This is a genomic window from Halopseudomonas pelagia, assembly GCF_009497895.1.
GTDB lineage: Bacteria > Pseudomonadota > Gammaproteobacteria > Pseudomonadales > Pseudomonadaceae > Halopseudomonas > Halopseudomonas pelagia_A.
This window is the reverse complement of the sequence record NZ_CP033116.1, coordinates 3,875,315-3,890,031: the sequence shown is the minus strand read 5'-3', so window position 1 is coordinate 3,890,031 and position 14,717 is coordinate 3,875,315. Positions and strand designations below refer to the sequence as shown.

Genomic DNA, 14,717 nt, shown 5'->3' with positions numbered 1-14,717 from the left:
GCCAGGCGGCCGCTCCCGCGGGGCTGCTTCGATCTAATTTAATAGCACGGCCTTTTATAGGAGCGGCGTTCCCGCCGCGAATGGATTGGCCCGCCATTAAACGACTAAACAAGAGACACACATCATGACCGACATTCGCGTTAACCACGACACTGAAGTGACTCTGCATTTCACCTTGAAGCTGCCCAACGGTGATGTGATAGATACTACCACCGACAAAACACCAGCCACCTTCAAGGTCGGCGATGGCAGCCTGTTGCCTGGCTTTGAGCAGAGCCTGTTTGGTCTCAAGGCCGGCGATCAGCGCAGTTTCGCTATCGAGCCCGAACGCGGCTTCGGCCCCGGCAATCCTCAGAACATGCAGACCGTCGCCCGTGATCAATTCAACGAAATGGAGTTGGAGCCCGGCCTGCTGGTGATCTTCCGCGACGCCGCCGGCGGCGAGCTACCCGGTGTGGTCAAAACCATCCACGACACCACTGTAGACGTGGACTTTAACCACCCGCTGGCAGGCAAAGTGATTACCTTCGACGTTGAAATCATCAAGGTGACTGCACTCTAATAGGTGCTACATCGCACGTCGTTTCTCGATTCCGTCATCCTCGCGAACGCAAGGATCGATTGCCTGGCTTACGACGGTGGTGCCTAAATCGCTTGTCTCGCTAGGCTACCGCCAACAAGGTCAAAATGGATTCCCGCCTTCGCGGGAATGACGAGGTGGGTGGGAGCCAAGCCTTATTTTCCATAGCGAACCTGGTTATTGCAGCCCCAGCTTCGTCATTTCAGTGCCAAACACATTATTCCAGCCCCACCTCCGTCATTCCCGCGAAGGCGGGAATCCAAGCGGTATATCAGCAAAACCGCACTAGTGAAGACTCCAACTTCAATACCATCATGGCCGGCTCATCCCCCCAAACCCCCCAGCCAGCTTCGTTTGCCCAATATCGTCATTCCCGCGCACGCGGGAATCCATCTTGACCTTCAGAGTACCCGCCACCACTCAAACTACCCCAGCCGTCGATTTACCCGCCCACATCATGGATAATGGCGACCAATACTCATCCGTAAGCCACCCATAACCGAGGCTCCCATGCAGATCAAACTGGCCAACCCCCGCGGCTTCTGTGCCGGCGTTGACCGTGCCATCGAGATCGTCAATCGCGCACTCGAGGTCTTCGGCCCGCCGATCTACGTGCGGCATGAGGTGGTGCACAACAAATTCGTCGTCGAAGACCTGCGCAACCGTGGCGCCATCTTCGTTGAAGAAATCGAGCAAGTTCCTGACGACGTCATCGTCATCTTCAGCGCTCACGGCGTTTCCCAGGCAGTTCGCAAGGAAGCCAGCGATCGCGGTCTGAAGATCTTCGATGCAACCTGCCCGCTGGTTACCAAAGTCCATATGGAAGTCGCGCGCTACAGCCGTGATGGTCGTGAGTGTGTATTGATCGGTCACGCCGGCCATCCCGAAGTTGAGGGCACCATGGGTCAGTACGATGACCGCAATGGCGGTGCTATCTATCTGGTAGAAGACGAAAACGACGTAGCCAAGCTCAACGTCCGCCATCCGGAAAGTTTGGCGTTCGTTACCCAGACCACCCTCTCGATGGATGATACGGCGCGCGTCATAGACGCGCTGAGAGCACGCTTTCCGGCGATTGACGGGCCGCGCAAGGACGACATCTGCTACGCGACACAAAACCGCCAGGATGCCGTCAAGCAGCTCGCCAGCGCCTGTGACCTGGTGCTGGTGGTCGGTAGCCCAAACAGCTCCAACTCCAACCGGCTGCGTGAACTATCCGAGCGCATGGGTACCCCCGCCTATTTGATTGACGGCGCGGATGAGATTCGTACGGAATGGCTGGATGGCGTCAAGCATATCGGCATCACCGCTGGCGCCTCTGCGCCGGATATCCTGGTAAGACAGGTAATCAGGCACCTGCATGGCCTGGGCGCCCAAGGCGAGGAAGAACTGGCCGGGCAGGAAGAAAATATCGTCTTTAGTATGCCCAAAGAGCTGCGCGTGGTATCGCTGGACTGAAGTGGGTGCTGCCTGGTCTAGCGGGGTTTAACCGCCGGCCATAATCCGGAAATCCCAGCTATACCTTGCGCGCCTATCTCCTGAGCGCACTCAAGATCGTCCGAGCTTAGGCCGCCCAAAAGATACACCGGCATATTTACCATCGCTACAAGCTCTGCGGCCCCCTCCCAGCCAAGATGCGCAGCCCCGGGATGGCTTTGTGTAGGGAGTACGGGCGAGAGGGTGACAAAGTCAGCGCCGATATCGTTCGCCATCTGCAGTTCTTCCGCGTTGTGGCAGGACGCGGCCAATAACCCATCCCAAGTCTCCTCGCACTCAGACCGTCGCTCCATCTCGTCAGTACTCTGTAGGAGCGGGGGCCTCGTCGCGAAAGGCTTCCCCTTGCACCACCCACTCGCACGAAATCTCCGCAGCTGCGCCGACGTCACATGCCAACCAGCCCCGCTCGACGGTGGATGCTCGCCTTTCAATATCCACATAAACGCTTCGCCGGTCTTGGCCATCAGGGTCGTAGCCAAGGTTGCATAATCAGCCTGACTTAGACCAGTCTGCCGCAACTGAACCATCCGCACGCCCCGTTCGCTGGCCACGTCCAGTCCGGCGATCAATTGGTCTGCATCGCAGTTATCAGGGGTAATCAGATAACGTTGGGGCAGGGTAGCAGCAAGAACAATAGGTTTATTCGCAGCTGGAAACGCATATTGCCCAAGGTCTTGAGGCGCCACCCACCTTACCTGCTGCCCCTCGGCACCATGTGCCTCTCCGCTAAACGAAGAAACGCTCCACACATCCAGGCGTATGGATTTGTCAGGGTAGTCATGGCGGATATCAATCAGCGGACGAGCGTTGGTAATTTGAATCCCAAGCTCCTCCTGCAGTTCGCGCGCAAGGCCATCCAGGCGAGGCTCACCTTCTTCCAGCTTGCCCCCAGGGAATTCCCACAGCCCGCCCTGATGTGCGGCATCAGGGCGCTTGGCAATCAGAATGCTGCCATCCGCTCGGCGAATCACCGCAGCCATTACATGAATTGGGCGCACGAAATCAGTGGCTCATTGCTGGGGCAGATCCCCTGAATACAGGTCCTGTTCCAGCTCTTCGCCCGGGACTACGTGCTCTTCAGAAGCCCAGGCGCCGAGATCGATTAAACGACACCGGTGTGAACAGAAAGGGCGGTCGGGAAAACTGTCATCCCAGGTCACCGGGGCTTTGCAGGTAGGGCATTCGACGCTCAGGGTCATGGCGTGGCTCCTGTAGTCATGGCCAGGTAGCGTTCATGCAGCGCGTCAACTTGCGCATGCAGCGTCGCCAGGTCCTGGTCATTGAGAATGATATCGTGGGCGTGCCGCAGGCGGTCTTCACGCTTCGCCTGGGCCTGCATGATAGCCTTGATCTGTGCTTCAGGCACACCGTCGCGTTGGCTGGTGCGCAATATCTGCGTCGCCTCGGGCACATCCACGACGATGATGCGCTCAGTCATGGCATGTTGACCGGATTCAACCAGTAGCGGCGAAACCAGCAGCGCGTAAGGCGACGTCGCAGAGGCCAGGTCGCTTATAATTTCTTCGCGGATCAGCGGATGCAGAAGTGCTTCCAACCACAGACGCTGATCAACATCCTGGAACACGCGCTCACGCAGTGCTGCGCGGTTAAGGCTGCCGTTCTCAAGCAGTATGTCAGAACCAAATCGATCCACAATATGCTGCAGTGCGGGCCTACCTGGTTCAACTACGACGCGAGACTTGAGGTCGGCATCCACTACATGAATGCCGTGCGCGTTGGCAAAGCGGTCAGCCGCAGCGCTCTTGCCGCTGCCGATACCGCCGGTCAAACCTATGATCAATGAGTTTGAGACTGGGTTCAACGCGTACTCCAGACGGCCCAAAAGCCTGTTTGATCAGTGCAGATCCAATAGCGCTTCCGGATGTTGTGTAGCCACTAACAGCAGAGTCTGGGCGGCACCTGTAGGCTGCCTGCGACCCTGCTCCCAATCCTGCAGTGTGCGCAAACTGACCCCCAGCATCTCGGCAAATGCATTCTGTGTTAACCCCACTTTGGCGCGAGCGGCCGCAGCTGGAGTCAGTTCAACCTTGGTTGCCCGAGCAATTTTGTTTGATTTCATTTGTTGGATGGATTGCAAGAGATCTTCTTGAAATGATTGCAGTTCTTTATCCATTGCCGGTTGCCTCTTTCAACTGCTTGAGAAAGCTTGCGGGCAAATTATCGAATTTTGCCTTGCTGTACACGATCAGCAGCCAGATACTGCCTACCGCAAGCTCGTTGTAGTAAATGACCCTCACGCCACCTCGCTTGCCTCCGCTGCTCCCGCGCCACCTGAGTTTCCTAAGGCCGCCACTGCCAGGAATAACGTCGCCTGACAGAGGGTTCGCAGCGATCCAGGTAATAAACGCGTGGCGCTCATCCTCATCCCAGACAGCTTCGGCGTACCGTTTAAAGACTTCCGTTTCAATAATGGTATACATGCGAGGACTATACGGCAAAGCCGTATAGTCCTGCAATCAGGATAAGAGTGCGATAGCCGATCAGAATCCGGCGAAGTGAAGGTATGTGCCGGTAATTGTGTCACCCCAGATCAATGCAATCCACCCGGCGATTGCCAGATAGGGTCCGAAGGGCAGGGGAGTGGCGTTGGACTGGCCACGGGTTTTCAGGATGATGACGCCCAGAATCGCGCCCACCAGAGAAGAGAGCAAAATGGTCAACGGCAGAATCTGCCAGCCGCCCCAGGCGCCAAGCATAGCTAGCAATTTGAAATCGCCGTAGCCCATGCCTTCCTTGCCCGTAATCAGCTTGAATGCCCAGAAAATGAGCCAGAGGGTCAGATAGCCCACCACCGCGCCCCAGAGCGCCGAGTTCAGGTCAGTCATAAGCGCAAAGCTGTTGATGATCAGGCCAAGCCAGAGCAGCGGCAGCACTATCGAATCGGGCAGCAACTGGGTATCGGCATCAATCAGACTTAAACTGATTAGCCCCCAGGTCAACACCAACATGGCTCCAGCCGCCCAACCAAAACCGAATTGCCAAGCCACTGTCATCGACAGCACGGCCGTCAGCAATTCAACTAGTGGGTAGCGCGGGCTGATGCGTGCCCTGCACTGGCCACAGCGCCCGCGCAGCAATAGATAGCTCAAGACCGGAAGGTTCTGCCACGCTTTGATTTCTGTGTTGCAGTGTGGGCAGTGGGAGTGAGGTAGGATCAGGTTGTAGGTCGGTTCTTTCGGTTGTTCAGCATCAGGCTCCAGCATTTCCCGCGCCTGCCTAAGCCAGTCGCGTTCCATCATTCTTGGGACGCGATGGATGACAACGTTGAGGAAGCTACCAACAACGAGGCCTAATAGGCCGGCGATCAAAATAAAGGCCAGCTCATCGCTGGCCAAATAGGAGGGTAAACTCATGAATTAGACAACATTACCAAGCTGGAAGATTGGCAAGTACATGGCAATGATAAGGCCGCCAACCAGCACGCCAAGTACTACCATGATAATTGGCTCGAGAAGCGTGGTGAGGTTGTCCACGGCATTATCGACTTCGCTTTCGTAGTAGTCGGCTACCTTTTCCAGCATGCCATCCAAGTTGCCGGACTCTTCCCCAATGCCCGCCATTTGCACGGCCATTGATGGAAAGACATTTGTGGTACGCATCGAGAAATTCAGCTGAGAGCCAGCAGAAACGTCTTCTTTGATTTGCATAATGGCGTTGTAGAAAACGACATTGCCTGCTGCGCCTGCGACGGAATCCAGTGCTTCAACCAATGGTACGCCTGCGGCGAAGGTCGTCGACAGGGTACGGGCATATCGGGCCACAGCCGCTTTATACACAATATCGCCAACAACCGGGGCCTTCAGCAAAGCGCGGTCTTCCGCATCACGAAATTTCTTGGACCGCACATGGGCTTGAGTGTAGGCATAACCGATGACGATGATAACGACCAGCGCTATAAACCACCAAGCCTGAAGCCATTCAGATATTCCCATTACCCAAAGAGTAAAGGCGGGAAGATTTGCTCCAAAGCTGGAAAAAACCATCTGGAACTGAGGTACTACCTTGAGTAGCAGAATGGCGGTAACGATGATGGCGACCACGACTACCGCGATCGGATAGGTCATGGCCTTCTTGATCTTCGCTTTCAGGGCTTCGGTTTTTTCTTTGTACGTGGCGATGCGTGAAAGCAATGATTCCAGCTTGCCTGACTGCTCGCCTGACTCGACGAGGTTACAAAACAAATCGTCAAAATATTTAGGGTGAGCTCTAAGCGAATCCGCCAAGGTGTTACCTGCCGCCACATCTGCTTTAATCTCGTTGATCAATTTCTGCAAATTGGGGTTTTCAGTTCCCTCAGCAATAATGTCGAACGACTGAATGATTGGGACGCCCGCCGCCATCATAGTAGAGAGCTGACGTGTAAAAAATGCGATATCAAGTGGCTTGATCTTTTTCGCTCGGGTGCCAAACAACGTCGACTTTTTTGTGACCTTGGTCGCCAGAATGCCTTGTTTGCGCAATTGAGCTTTTACCAGAGCAACATTAAGCCCCTGCAATTCGCCAGCTACTTTTGTGCCTTTGCGATCCTTGCCTTCCCACTTAAAAGGTACAGTTTTATCAACTTTTGCCTTTGTTTTGGGCGACGCCAATTTTCTTTTTACTGCGGCTTGTTGCGCCATGACTTAATCCTTGGTCACTCGGTTGACTTCCGCCAGGCTGGTAACACCCTGTTCCGCTTTCATCAGGGCGGATTGGCGCAAGTTTCTGAATCCTTCTTTCTGTGCTACTTCAGTAATCTCAATGGAGTTGCCGTCCTCCATAATGATTCGCTGCATCGCCTGGGTGATTTTGACTACCTCATAGATGCCAACACGTCCTTTATAACCGTCTTTGCAATTTTCGCAACCTACAGGACTATAAATTGTGATCCCAGCGTCTATTTTTTCCTGCGTGAATCCTTCCTCAAGCAGTACTTCATTAGGTATCTCCATTGGCTTTTTGCAGGACTTGCATAGCCGCCGTGCCAGCCGCTGGGCAATAATCAGGTTTACCGATGTGGCGATATTGAAGGAAGGAACGCCCATATTCCTCAAGCGCGTAAGCGTCTCGGCAGCACTATTGGTGTGAAGGGTCGACATCACCATGTGGCCTGTTTGTGCAGCCTTAATGGCGATTTCGGCCGTTTCCAAGTCGCGAATTTCGCCCACCATGATGATATCCGGATCCTGACGCAAAAACGCCCTAAGAGCCTTGGCAAAATCCAGCCCCTGTTTTGGGTTAACGTTGACCTGGTTTACACCTTCAAGGTTGATCTCGACTGGGTCTTCTGCAGTAGAGATATTGCGCTCAACAGTGTTGAGAATATTCAAGCCGGTGTAAAGAGAAACGGTTTTCCCTGAGCCAGTTGGCCCAGTCACCAAGATCATGCCTTGCGGGCGAGCAAGAGCAGACATATACATCTCTTTTTGATCATCTTCATAGCCAAGCGCGTCGATGCCCATCTTGGCGCTTTCTGCGTCGAGAATACGCAGCACTACTTTCTCGCCCCATAGCGTAGGCAGCGTATTGACGCGAAAATCGATCGCTTTGTTCTTGGATATTTTCATTTTGATACGGCCATCCTGCGGTTTACGCCGCTCAGCCATATCCATGGATGACATCACCTTGAGGCGAGCCGCAATACGAACGCCTAATTGGATCGGTGGCTTGGCCATTTCGTGCAATATGCCGTCGGTACGAAAGCGTACCCGATAGACCTTTTCATACGGCTCAAAATGAAGGTCAGATGAGCCCATACGAACTGCGTCCAACAGCATTTTATTCACGAAGCGAACGATGGGCGCATCATCGGCATCACTCGTGCCGCCGTCCTTTTTTTCATCGTCTTTGACGTTCTGGATATCCAGGTCGTCGAGCTCGCCGTCGCTCATATCCCCAAGCCCACCTGTGGGGCTTTCGAGGAACTTCTCGATCAGCGTATGCAGCTTATCGTCTTCTACGATAACGGCGTCCGTCATCAATCCCGTACTGAACTGAACGTCGCTCAGGGCTTGCTGATTAGTAGGGTCTGATATGCCGAGAAACAAGCGTGAACCGCGCTTGAACAGCGGCAACACAGAATGTTGGCGAATCAGCTTTTCGCTGACTAAGTCCTGTGGTTGAGATTCCTTGTCAATCGCCGCAAGGTCGCAATAGGGATAGCCAAACTCTTCCGCACAGAGCATTGCCAGATCGCGAGCGCTGGCCAGCTTGTTCTGGACGAGGTAGGTGATAAAGGGAATCTTGTCCTGACTAGCTTGCTTGCTGGCCTTAGCGGCAACCTGAGCGTCGAGCAACTGGTCCTGAACAATACGCCGGGCCAGACCGGAGAGCGCGGGGGTATCCATAGGCGAAGGGCGGCCTCAATACTGGAGTTATTAGGGTTTTACGAGCCGACTATATTACACACACAGCGCCATGCCCACAGCTAGTCTTTAAAAGTAATACGTGGCACTACGAACATGACAAAAAATGTCACTCCTTGACGAGTTTCATCAGTGCATTGGCTGAGTCTCTGAGATGCATTCCACTTTAAGCCCTATATTGCGGGGAATTTGATTGTTGGCACGGTCAATGCAGTATCGATTTCAGCCTGCCGGCTAATTCATTACTAAACGGAGTTGAACATGAAATCTCAAAAGGGTTTTACATTGATAGAACTGATGATCGTTGTTGCGATCATCGGTATTCTGGCTGCAATCGCTATTCCTCAGTACCAGACTTACGTTGCTAAGTCTCAGGTAAGCCGTGTTATGTCTGAAACAGGCCAACTGCGTACTGCGGTTGAAACTTGTATTCTGGACGGGCGCTTGGATCTGGGTACTGCTGCTGGGGAATGTGATGTAGGTGCTACAAACTCTAACCTATTGGATGGTAATCTTCCTGATATCGACGATCCGTTAACTGAAACTGCCACTATAGAAGCCACTTTCGGCGGGAATGCCGCAGCAGCGATTGATGGGGAAACTCTTGTTTGGACTCGTGACGCGGAAGGTACTTGGGTTTGTACCTCTACTGTAGAGGCTAACTTTGCACCTACCGGTTGTGGTGCAGCAGCAGCTGCAGTGCCACCGCCTCCCTAATGCAGTTGCATAGCACTTTGGCTGTCCGGCAAGTGTTAGCTTAGTATTAGATAAAAGACCTCGCCTCAGCGGGGTCTTTTTTTGCGCGGCTTTGTGAGAATTTTGTTCGCTTTAGCATTTGGTTTTACATTATTAAAGTTCTTGCTTTCTTGCTTTCTTGCTTGCAGGCATGCTTTGCGCTGTGTTTAAGTTTAATCTTCATGTGGGGTTGGATAATGTGTCTTGCCAAAGGCTTCACGCTTATCGAATTGATGATTGTTGTTGCGATTGTCAGCTTTTTAGCTGCTGTTAGTATTCCGCTTTACCAAGGTTTTGTTATCAACACCCAGGTTAATCGAGTTATATCCGAAGCTGCGCGTCTTAGGACGAGTGTCGAAAATTGTCTGCTTGAGTCACGTTTTGTTATAGGTCTTGCTGCTGGTCAATGTGATCCCGCTGCTTCTGGTTCTAACCTCTTGTTCGGCGATTCGCAGGTCGGCGCTATTTTAGCTCCAGGCACTGGCGTGCCCCAGCTTGCCTCTCCTCTTACTCAAACCGCAACAATCACTGCTTCTTTCGGAAATAACGCTACCCCAACTTTAATCAATAGTAACGCACAGGTGGTTTGGTCTCGGAGCGAGGAGGGTTATTGGATCTGCGCGACTACCGGGGTGCCCGCCAATTTCGTGTCTAGAGCCTGCCCTTGAGTGGTAAGTTGTCTTCCACGGGCTGATCGGCGGCAGATCATCCCTGAAATCTTGGCAATTTTCGTCTTAGGCTTTATTCCTGCTATTCCATCCCCACACCTCTCCAGTAGACTTACCCCAAACAATCCGGGGAGAAAATATGCGGCACCGTCCATGGCTCCTTCTGGGTATTGCGCTGGTGGCGCTGGCTTGGTTGGTCAGCGAGGAGATTCAGCACTCCTACTATCAATCCCGGTTCGTTAGTGAGTACGCGTCGCAACTGACCTATGAGTTGATGGAGGGCCCGAGCGAGCGGGTCATCTACCCTGAGTACGGCCCTTTTGATCATCGCTACGGATATACGGTGCTGCCTGCCTTGTTACCGCGTTTGCAGTCGTTAGGCTATTCGGTGGTTGCCCAGGCGCAATTTTCAGATCCTTTGCTGCGCTATGTTGAGCAGGGCTTCTTCCCGCCCTTTGATGAAAAAACTCAGTCCGGTCTGACTATTCAGGATTGCCGGGGCGAACCCGTGTTTTCCTTTCATTACCCAGAGCGTTATTACGAGCATTATGAGCAAGTGCCGCCTTTGCTGGCCGAAGCGCTTCTGTTCATTGAAGATCGTGAGCTGTTAAGTCTTGAACATCCCAATGCCAATCCGGCGGTGAACTGGTTACGCTTGGCTGACGCGTCTGTGTCTTTGGCCGGCAGTCGGTTCAACGCGGACCGCTCAACACCTGGTGCGAGCACGATTGCCACGCAGATTGAAAAGTTTCGCCATTCCCGTGAAGGTCGGACCCAGGGACTGGAGGACAAGTTGATGCAGATGGGCTCGGCCAGTGTGCGAGCTTATAAGAAAGGTCCCAATACCCTGGAAGCACGTCGTCAGTTGGTGCTGGACTATATCAACACTGTTCCTCTGGCAGCGGCGCCAGGACATGGCGAGGTAAACGGTGTCGGGGATGGGTTGTGGGTTTGGTTCTCTGAAGATATTGAGCGATTCAGTCGGCGCTTGGCTGGGGATGAAGATCTCACTGGGCAGGCGGTTGCGCTACGCCAAGCCTTGGCGCTGATGATTGCCCAGCGTCGGCCCTCCTACTATCTGCTGAAAGGCCGTGACGACTTGAACGGCCTGATCGACAGCCATCTACGTTTATTTGCGCGCGAGGGGCTGATTGAGGCGCCATTGCGTGACGAAGCTTTGCTCCAGCCACTGGTGTTTCGCAACTGGTCTGAAAATCCTTTAAGGCAGCGCTTTGCAGTAGACAAAGCCATCACCGTAGCGCGAGCAAGGCTGTCTGGTTTGCTCGGTCAGTCCCAGTATGCGGTTGACCGCTACGATTTGCAGGCCGACACCAGCCTGCACGGTGATTTACAGCAGCAGATCAGTGCTTATCTGGAGAGCTTGTCGACGCCGGAGATGGCGGCGCAGATTGGCTTGCTGGGGGAGCGACTGCTATCGCCTGAGAAGGTTGGGGATGTGCGTTACAGCTTCACGCTGATGCAGCACGGGGTCGACGGCAACCAGGTGCGAGTACAGACAGATAACACCGGGCTGCCATTTGACCTGAATGAAGGCAGCAAGCTGGAATTGGGCTCTACGGCCAAGTTGCGGGTGCTGGCGACTTATCTGGAGATTATTGCGGAGTTGCATGAGCAGTTAAGCGGAGCAGACCCGCAAACACTGGCCAAGCTGCGCGCGGATAACGAGAACGTGCTGGCGGTGTGGGCTGCGGGTTATTTGAGCGCAAATCCCCAGGCGCCTTTGGCCCAGATGCTGGAGGCGGCGCTGGAGCGACGCTATTCGGCGAATCCGAACGAGCGGTTCTTTACTGGGGGAGGTGTGCAGCATTTTGGCAACTTCCTCCGCTCGGACAACGACCGTAACCCGACCCTGCGTGAATCCTTGCGCGAGTCGATCAACCTGCCTTTTGTGCGCTTGATGCGCGACATTCTTCGTTATGCCATTTACCAGTCGCCTGAAAGCAGCATGAACGTGATGCGTGACGATAAGGATCCGTCACGCAAGGTTTACCTGGAGCGTTTTGCAGATAGGGAAGGGCAGACATTTTTGCTGAGGTTTTGGCGCAAGTATGCGGGGTTAACTGAGCAGGAGCGGCTTGACGTATTCCTTGATGGCCTGCGGCCCACGGCCACTCGTCTCGCCGCGGTGCATCGCTATCTCTACCCCGATGCCGACGAGACTGCGTTCCAGGCCTTTATGCAGACCCAACCCGGAATGAGCGAATTGGGTAGCGTTCGGTTAGGTAGTTTGTATCGCGATTACGGGCCTGGCCGTTACGATTTGCCGGATCAGGGCTATATCGCTCGCGTACACCCGCTGGAGTTGTGGTTGGTAGGTTATTTGAGTCGTCAGCCGGACAGCAAATTCAGCGATGCCGTGGAGGCCAGCAAGGCCGAGCGGCAAGAGGTGTATGGCTGGCTGTTTCGCACTCGCCATCGCAGTGCACGGGATTCGCGCATCCGTACCATGTTGGAAGTCGAAGCCTTTCTAGAGGTGCATCGGCGCTGGAGGCAACTGGGCTATCCGTTCGAGCATCTGGTTCCCTCGTTGGGTACGGCATTGGGTAGCTCCGGCGATCGCCCGGCGGCGCTGGCCGAGTTGATGGGCATCATTCAAAACCAAGGCATGCGTTTCCCCAGCCGGCGAATCAATGACCTGCATTTTGCTGCGGGCACGCCTTATGAGGTTCGTCTGCAGCGACCCCAGGAAGTAGGTGTGCAGGTAATGCACGCTGATGTCGCCGCGGCGTTGAAGGGTGTGTTATCCGAGGTTGTTGATGGCGGTACTGCGCGGCGTTTGCAGGGGACTTTTGTAGATGCGGATGGAATGCCTTTAGCGTTGGGGGGCAAGACCGGCACCGGGGACAACCGCATTCACAGCATGACCGCCAGCGGCCGCTCGACCAGCAGCCAGGTGATGAACCGGACCGCGACTTTTGTGTTTTTCCTCGGGGATGATCACTTCGGTACGCTGACGGCGTTTGTGCCAGGCAAAGCAGCGGATGGCTTCCGGTTTACTTCTGCATTGCCGGTGCAAGTGCTTAAAGGCATGGCGCCGATACTGCAGTCCTATTTGCAGCAGGGTGGGGCGCTGTGTGAAGTGGCGCGGGACTGACCTTCGGTCTTGACACAGTCAACCCGGTCGCGCCTCGCAAGCCCGCTCCGCGTCGTCATTCCCGGTCTGCTTCTTGTCATTCCCACCATACTCCGTCATTCCCTCCCGCTACTGTAGTGGTCTAATGAAACCGGACACCCACTTAGGCGACAATGCTCGCCATTGAGAGGTGTTCGATGACTAGAAAGCGACGTACGTTTACCCCTGAATTCAAACAGGAAACAGCCAGCCTGGTGCTCGACCAAGGCTACAGCATTGCCCAGGCCAGCTCATCCATGGGCGTTGGTGAATCAGCATTGCGCCGCTGGGTTCAGCAGCTCAGCGATGAACGGCAAGGTGTCACACCCAAAGGCAAAGCGATAACGCCCGAGCACCAGCGAATTCAGGAACTGGAAGAGCGGTGCCGGCGGTTGGAAATGGAGAAATCCATACTAAAAAAGGCTACCGCTCTCTTGATGTCGGACGACTGGAAACGTACACGCTGATTGACCAGTTGAGAGAGCAGGCCCCTGTCGAGATGGTGTGCGCAGCCTTTGATATCAACCGTTCGTGCTACTACGAACACTGCCATAGGATACAGCGCGTGGATGTTGAGCGTGTGGCCCTGAGAGCCCAGGTTAACGAGATGTTCAACAAAAGCCGCAGCTCCGCAGGTAGCCGCACCATACAGGGCTTGCTGAACGACCAGGGCGTTGAGATCGGTCGCTTCAAGGTGCGCCGGCTGATGGGCGAGTTAGGTCTGGTCTGCAAGCAGCCAGGGCCGCATGCCTATAAACGCGCCACAGTGGAGCGGCTGGACATTCCCAACCGGCTGGATCGCGAGTTTGATGTGTCACAGCCGGACCAGGTCTGGTGTGGTGATATTACCTATATCTGGACTGGCCAGCGCTGGAGCTATCTGGCGGTGGTGCTGGACCTGTGTGCCCGTCGCGTGGTTGGTTGGGCGATGTCTGACACGGCGGATGCGGAATTGGTTGTTCAAGCCTTGGATCATGCCTGGGAGCAGCGAGGACGTCCGGAGAAAGTTATGTTCCATTCCGACCAGGGCTCGCAGTATGCAAGCCGCCGGTTCCGGCAAAGGCTCTGGCGTTACCGCATGGTGCAGAGCATGAGCCGCCGAGGTAACTGCTGGGACAACGCGCCGATGGAGCGCCTGTTCCGAAGCCTGAAAACCGAGTGGATACCTGCGATGGGCTATCACAGTCTGACGGCAGCTCGGAAGGATATCAGCAGCTATCTGATGGGGTACTACAACACTGTGCGGCCGCATGCCTTCAATGGCGGAATCGCTCCGGCGCTGGCGGAAGAAAAACTTAAAACAGTGTCCGGAATCAGTTGACCACTACATACCCCGTCACTCCCTCCCGTCCCCGTCATTCCCGCCCCACCTCGTCATTCCCGCGAAGGCGGGAATCCAAGCGGTCTCGCAGTACACTCCCGCCCCCTACCCAGCCGAAAAGCCAAATGGATCCCCGCCTTCGCGAGGATGACTGTGTTGTGGCGATGAGAAGATACGGTTTATCGGCCAACCCATAGCCGTCACTTGAAACCCCCTAGTTCCGACCTTCACTACTAAATTCCCGCTCCGCCCCGTCATTCCCGCCCCACCCGTCATTCCCGCGCAGGCGGGAATCCAAGCGGATTCATGCGAGTACCATCATCATTCCTACCGGCCTCGTCATTCCCGCGAAAGCGGGAATCCATTTTGACCTTGGTTCTATTGTCTTTCAGCCCACGGATCACCACCTGCGCAACTT

General features: G+C 54.7%; 14 protein-coding genes. 6 read left to right on the top strand and 8 right to left on the bottom strand.

The genetic code is table 11. The annotated features are described in order from the left end of the window. Window positions 1–124: 124 nt before the first annotated feature. The gene (gene fkpB / locus EAO82_RS17870; RefSeq protein WP_096345145.1) at window positions 125–562 is read left to right on the top strand and encodes an FKBP-type peptidyl-prolyl cis-trans isomerase; all 438 of its coding nucleotides are present in this window, start codon (window positions 125–127) and stop codon (window positions 560–562) included. 528 nt (window positions 563–1,090) lie between these two features. Continuing rightward, window positions 1,091–2,038 carry a 4-hydroxy-3-methylbut-2-enyl diphosphate reductase gene (gene ispH, locus EAO82_RS17865; RefSeq protein ID WP_096345144.1) on the top strand — a complete coding sequence of 316 codons (948 nt, stop codon included), beginning with the start codon at window positions 1,091–1,093 and terminating at the stop codon, window positions 2,036–2,038. A 17-nt stretch (window positions 2,039–2,055) separates the two neighbouring features. On the opposite strand, the gene EAO82_RS17860 is transcribed toward ispH, so the two are convergent. The 8 genes from EAO82_RS17860 to pilB are packed head-to-tail and all read right to left on the bottom strand — an operon-like array spanning window position 2,056 to window position 8,424. Further along, a complete protein-coding gene (locus tag EAO82_RS17860; RefSeq protein WP_096345143.1) occupies window positions 2,056–3,075 on the bottom strand; it encodes a Nudix family hydrolase in 1,020 nt (339 codons plus the stop codon). 12 nt (window positions 3,076–3,087) lie between these two features. Next, window positions 3,088–3,276: a DNA gyrase inhibitor YacG gene (gene yacG / locus EAO82_RS17855; protein WP_096345142.1), complete on the bottom strand. Its 189-nt coding sequence runs from the start codon at window positions 3,274–3,276 to the stop codon at window positions 3,088–3,090. After that, on the bottom strand, window positions 3,273–3,899 hold the full coding sequence (gene coaE, locus EAO82_RS17850; RefSeq protein WP_096345141.1) for a dephospho-CoA kinase: 627 nt from the start codon (window positions 3,897–3,899) through the stop codon (window positions 3,273–3,275). Before coaE ends, yacG begins: the two co-directional genes overlap by 4 nt. A 33-nt stretch (window positions 3,900–3,932) precedes the next feature. Beyond that, a complete protein-coding gene (locus tag EAO82_RS17845; protein ID WP_096345140.1) occupies window positions 3,933–4,211 on the bottom strand; it encodes a helix-turn-helix domain-containing protein in 279 nt (92 codons plus the stop codon). Continuing rightward, complete coding sequence (locus EAO82_RS17840; RefSeq protein ID WP_096345139.1) at window positions 4,204–4,518, bottom strand: transcriptional regulator; 315 nt, start codon at window positions 4,516–4,518, stop codon at window positions 4,204–4,206. Before EAO82_RS17840 ends, EAO82_RS17845 begins: the two co-directional genes overlap by 8 nt. A 60-nt stretch (window positions 4,519–4,578) precedes the next feature. After that, window positions 4,579–5,451 carry a prepilin peptidase gene (locus EAO82_RS17835; protein WP_096345138.1) on the bottom strand — a complete coding sequence of 291 codons (873 nt, stop codon included), beginning with the start codon at window positions 5,449–5,451 and terminating at the stop codon, window positions 4,579–4,581. A 3-nt stretch (window positions 5,452–5,454) separates the two neighbouring features. After that, window positions 5,455–6,717, bottom strand: coding sequence for a type II secretion system F family protein (locus EAO82_RS17830; RefSeq protein ID WP_096345137.1), 1,263 nt, complete (start codon window positions 6,715–6,717; stop codon window positions 5,455–5,457). 3 nt (window positions 6,718–6,720) lie between these two features. Beyond that, on the bottom strand, window positions 6,721–8,424 hold the full coding sequence (gene pilB / locus EAO82_RS17825; RefSeq protein WP_096345136.1) for a type IV-A pilus assembly ATPase PilB: 1,704 nt from the start codon (window positions 8,422–8,424) through the stop codon (window positions 6,721–6,723). Between the two features lie 279 nt (window positions 8,425–8,703). Between pilB and EAO82_RS17820 the strand changes: the two genes are divergently transcribed. The 4 genes from EAO82_RS17820 (at window position 8,704) to EAO82_RS17805 (ending at window position 14,299) form a co-directional block, all read left to right on the top strand. Beyond that, window positions 8,704–9,159, top strand: coding sequence for a pilin (locus tag EAO82_RS17820; protein ID WP_096345135.1), 456 nt, complete (start codon window positions 8,704–8,706; stop codon window positions 9,157–9,159). A 215-nt stretch (window positions 9,160–9,374) separates the two neighbouring features. Continuing rightward, a complete protein-coding gene (locus EAO82_RS17815; RefSeq protein WP_185153062.1) occupies window positions 9,375–9,845 on the top strand; it encodes a pilin in 471 nt (156 codons plus the stop codon). A gap of 139 nt (window positions 9,846–9,984) precedes the next feature. Beyond that, window positions 9,985–12,960: a transglycosylase domain-containing protein gene (locus tag EAO82_RS17810; RefSeq protein WP_096345134.1), complete on the top strand. Its 2,976-nt coding sequence runs from the start codon at window positions 9,985–9,987 to the stop codon at window positions 12,958–12,960. Window positions 12,961–13,136: 176 nt separating this feature from the next. Further along, a protein-coding gene (locus EAO82_RS17805) for an IS3 family transposase (RefSeq protein WP_096345133.1) occupies window positions 13,137–14,299 on the top strand; the annotation gives its coding sequence in 2 pieces (ribosomal slippage) (window positions 13,137–13,392 and window positions 13,392–14,299; 1,164 coding nt in all). Window positions 14,300–14,717 lie beyond the last annotated feature (418 nt).

Coding starts and splice junctions, on each gene's coding strand:
- EAO82_RS17840 (WP_096345139.1), bottom strand. CDS start 4,518: ATGTATACCATTATTGAAACGGAAGTCTTTAAACGGTACGCCGAAGCT.
- ispH (WP_096345144.1), top strand. CDS start 1,091: ATGCAGATCAAACTGGCCAACCCCCGCGGCTTCTGTGCCGGCGTTGAC.
- EAO82_RS17830 (WP_096345137.1), bottom strand. CDS start 6,717: ATGGCGCAACAAGCCGCAGTAAAAAGAAAATTGGCGTCGCCCAAAACA.
- fkpB (WP_096345145.1), top strand. CDS start 125: ATGACCGACATTCGCGTTAACCACGACACTGAAGTGACTCTGCATTTC.
- EAO82_RS17835 (WP_096345138.1), bottom strand. CDS start 5,451: ATGAGTTTACCCTCCTATTTGGCCAGCGATGAGCTGGCCTTTATTTTG.
- EAO82_RS17810 (WP_096345134.1), top strand. CDS start 9,985: ATGCGGCACCGTCCATGGCTCCTTCTGGGTATTGCGCTGGTGGCGCTG.
- EAO82_RS17845 (WP_096345140.1), bottom strand. CDS start 4,211: ATGGATAAAGAACTGCAATCATTTCAAGAAGATCTCTTGCAATCCATC.
- pilB (WP_096345136.1), bottom strand. CDS start 8,424: ATGGATACCCCCGCGCTCTCCGGTCTGGCCCGGCGTATTGTTCAGGAC.
- EAO82_RS17820 (WP_096345135.1), top strand. CDS start 8,704: ATGAAATCTCAAAAGGGTTTTACATTGATAGAACTGATGATCGTTGTT.
- EAO82_RS17815 (WP_185153062.1), top strand. CDS start 9,375: ATGTGTCTTGCCAAAGGCTTCACGCTTATCGAATTGATGATTGTTGTT.
- yacG (WP_096345142.1), bottom strand. CDS start 3,276: ATGACCCTGAGCGTCGAATGCCCTACCTGCAAAGCCCCGGTGACCTGG.